General features: G+C 63.1%; 3 protein-coding genes. All 3 read right to left on the reverse strand.

Going from position 1 to position 3,444, the window contains the following annotated elements; genetic code table 11:
* A partial coding sequence (locus DBR24_RS03675; protein ID WP_128613921.1) for a DEAD/DEAH box helicase occupies positions 1-1,470 on the reverse strand: 1,470 nt, incomplete at its 3' end.
* Between the two features lie 192 nt (positions 1,471-1,662).
* Positions 1,663-2,427 carry an ABC transporter ATP-binding protein gene (locus tag DBR24_RS03680; RefSeq protein ID WP_123465226.1) on the reverse strand — a complete coding sequence of 255 codons (765 nt, stop codon included), beginning with the start codon at positions 2,425-2,427 and terminating at the stop codon, positions 1,663-1,665.
* 13 nt (positions 2,428-2,440) lie between these two features.
* Positions 2,441-3,444 (reverse strand): succinylglutamate desuccinylase/aspartoacylase family protein (locus DBR24_RS03685; protein WP_146188946.1); only part of this gene is annotated, 1,004 nt, incomplete at its 5' end.

Genomic DNA, 3,444 nt, shown 5'->3' on the forward strand with positions numbered 1-3,444 from the left:
GCTGACGATCGTGCCGATGCTCATGCGATGGCGGCGCGCCAAGCGTGCATCCGGTACGCGCCAGACGCCGTGTTCGTCCGGTTCGACCCGACGGTAATCCGGATAGGCCGTCAGAGACATCCCGCCATGACGTACGAAAGCCAGCGCCCAGGCCCAATCCGCCGGGGTCAGGTCACGATAGGCCCAGGCCCCACGGACCTCTTCGTACAGCTCATCAGGAACAAATCCGCCGCCCAATGCCATGCTGACCAGGTGCTGCACCAGCACATCCAGTGGTTTGTGTGGTGACTGGCGCGGTTCGATGCGCCGTTGCTCGACAGCATCGCGGGCGGCGGCCGCTTCGATCAGTTCAAGGCTGTGTGTCGGTACCAGGGTCACCCTCGAGGTACGTCCCGGTGCGTGGCCCGAGCGCCCGGCGCGTTGCATCAACCGCGCAACACCCTTGGCCGAACCGATTTGCAGCACGCGTTCCACCGGCAGGAAATCCACCCCCAGATCCAGGCTCGACGTGCACACCACCGCCTTCAATTGACCTTCCTTCAAGGCGTGCTCAACCCAGTCACGGGTCTCGCGGGACAATGAGCTGTGATGCAACGCAATCAACCCGGCCCAGTCCGGCCGCGCCTCAAGCAAGGCCTGATACCAGATTTCCGACTGCGCCCGGGTATTGGTGAACACCAGGCTGCTGGCGCAGGCATCGAGCTCGGCCACGACCTGCGGCAACATCTTCAGGCCGATGTGCCCGGCCCACGGAAAACGCTCGATGGCGGTCGGGAGAAGGGTGTCGACTGTCAGCGATTTTTCGCTTTGCCCCTGCACACACACGCCGCCACCCTGTGGGATCAGCACCTGCTCGGCGTGGGATTGATTACCGAGGGTCGCGGAAATACCCCAGACAATCAGCTCGGGTTGCCAATGACGCAAGCGGGCGAGGGCCAGTTGCAGCTGCACGCCGCGTTTGTTGCCGAGCAGTTCGTGCCATTCATCCACCACGATCATGCGCAGGGTCGAGAGCGCGGTGCGGGCGTCGGCGCGGGCCAGTAGCAAGGTCAGGCTTTCCGGAGTGGTGATCAGGGTTGTCGGCAGGCGTCGGCTCTGGCGGGCACGCTCGCTGCTGCTGGTGTCACCGGTGCGCAGGCCGATGCTCCACGGCAGGCGCAGATCATCGACCGGGCTTTGCAAGGCGCGCGCGGTGTCGGCGGCGAGGGCACGCATGGGCGTGATCCACAAAACGGTCAGCGGTTCGGCCGGTGGTTTGCGTTTGCGTGGCGTTTCAACGACGGCGGCGCATTTGGCAAAGCGATTGAGCGCGGCGAACCAGACCGCATAGGTTTTACCGGCCCCGGTGCTGGCGTGGAGCAAGCCGGATTCGCCGTTTTTGACCGCAGCCCACAGCTGTTTCTGAAAGGCGAACGGCTTCCAGCCGCGGGCGCTGAACCAGGTTTTTGCGAGGTCGGAGGATTTCGCCATGCGGGCTGCGCGCGCTCTGGAGGGGTTCTTCCAGAGACCACGGGGCGGGCGGACAAGTTTGATTTTTGTAGGCTGCGGAGGTCCACTGTGGGAGCGAGCTTGCTCGCGAAGGCGGCGGAACATTCAAAATCAATGTGACTGACAGAATGCTTTCGCGAGCAAGCTCGCTCCCACAGGGTTTTGCACTAATGGCTATTTGAGGTTGCCGCTGAGGAATTGTTTCAGGCGTTCGCTTTTAGGGTTGCCGAGTACATCCTCGGGCGCACCTTCTTCTTCAACCAATCCCTGATGCAGGAACAGCACTTGGCTGGAGACTTTGCGGGCGAAGCTCATCTCATGAGTCACCATGATCATGGTCCGGCCTTCTTCGGCGAGCCCCTGAATCACCTTCAGCACTTCTCCCACCAATTCCGGATCGAGCGCCGACGTCGGTTCGTCGAACAGCATCACCTCCGGCTCCATTGCCAGCGCGCGGGCAATCGCCACGCGCTGTTGCTGGCCTCCGGAGAGAAACGCCGGGTATTGATCGGCGACCCGCGCCGGCAAGCCGACCTTGTCGAGATAGCGCCGGGCACGGTCGTCGGCTTCCTGTTTGCTGCAACCCAGCACCCGGCGCGGAGCCATGGTGATGTTTTCCAGCACGGTCATGTGGCTCCACAGGTTGAAATGCTGGAACACCATCGCCAGACGCGTGCGCAGGCGTTGCAATTCATCGGCGTCGGCGACGTGCATGCCGTGGCGGTCGGTGATCATGCGGATCGCTTGGCCATCAAGGCTCATGGCGCCGTCGTTGGGTTGTTCGAGGAAGTTGATGCAGCGCAGAAAGGTGCTTTTGCCCGAGCCGCTGGCGCCGATCAGGCTGATCACGTCGCCGGTCTTGGCCTTGAGCGAAACGCCTTTGAGCACCTGATGGTCGCCATAGCTTTTGTGCAGGCCTTCAACGGTCAGTTTGTACATGGGACAGACATCCTCAAGGCGAAAGTAGGTAGCCGCTGCGATAGGCTTCAGCGCCCGCAACATGGGCGATGACCATGCCGGCAGTGGCCATGCGCCGCAGCGAGCGGGCGTACATCACGCCGGCGCTGGTGCAATGAATGGGGGTGACCCGGTCGTGGATCGGGTCGATGATTTCGGCGATCTGTTGCCCGGCTTCGAGGTATTGACCGGCCGTTGCGGTGTACACCAGCAGGCCGCCGACCGGCGTGGTCACCGGTTCGACGCCGGCCAGTGGCGTGGCCGGAAATGGCAAGGGCGGCTGCGGTCTGGTTTCGCCGACGATCGCATCGAACTGGATCAGGTAGTCGATCAAGGCCTGGCAATCGCGGCTGGCCATCGGATGATTGACGTCACCCTGGCCGCGCAGTTCGACGGTCACCGAGAAACTGCCCAGCGGAATGTCGAAGTGTTCGCCGAAGCGCTCCTTGAGTTGCCACCACAGCAGGGTGAAGCACTCATCGAACGACTGGCCGCCGGAATCGGTGGCCAGCAGGCTCGCCCGTGACTCGATGTAGCGCGCCAGAGGCTCGACCTGCGGCCACGCTTCCGGCGTGGTGTACAGATGAACCACTGATTCGAAGTCGCAGTGCAAGTCCAGCACCATGTCGGCGTCACAGGCCAGCCGTTGCAGGGTCAGGCGCTGGGATTGCAGTTGGGTGCCGGCGGTCTGGCGGGCGAGGGCGTTTCGCAGGCTGGCGCGGATCAGCTCAAGGTTGCGTTGCGGGTCATCGCTCAGCTTGCCCTCGATGTCGTTGCCGATTTCTTCGCTGAGGTCGACAAACCAGCGATTGAAATTCTGCCCGCTCTCCAGTTCGTAGCGGCCCAGCGGTACGTCCATCAGCACTTGTTCGAGGCCGACCGGATTGGCCACTGGCACCAGCACGATTTCGCTGCGCAGGCGCCCGGCGGCTTCCAGCTCCGCCAGGCGCTGCTTGAGGTGCCAGGCGACGAGCATCCCGGGCAGTTCGTCGGCATGCA

This window comes from Pseudomonas sp. HMWF006 (assembly GCF_003061205.1).
Taxonomy (GTDB): Bacteria; Pseudomonadota; Gammaproteobacteria; order Pseudomonadales; family Pseudomonadaceae; genus Aquipseudomonas; species Aquipseudomonas monsensis.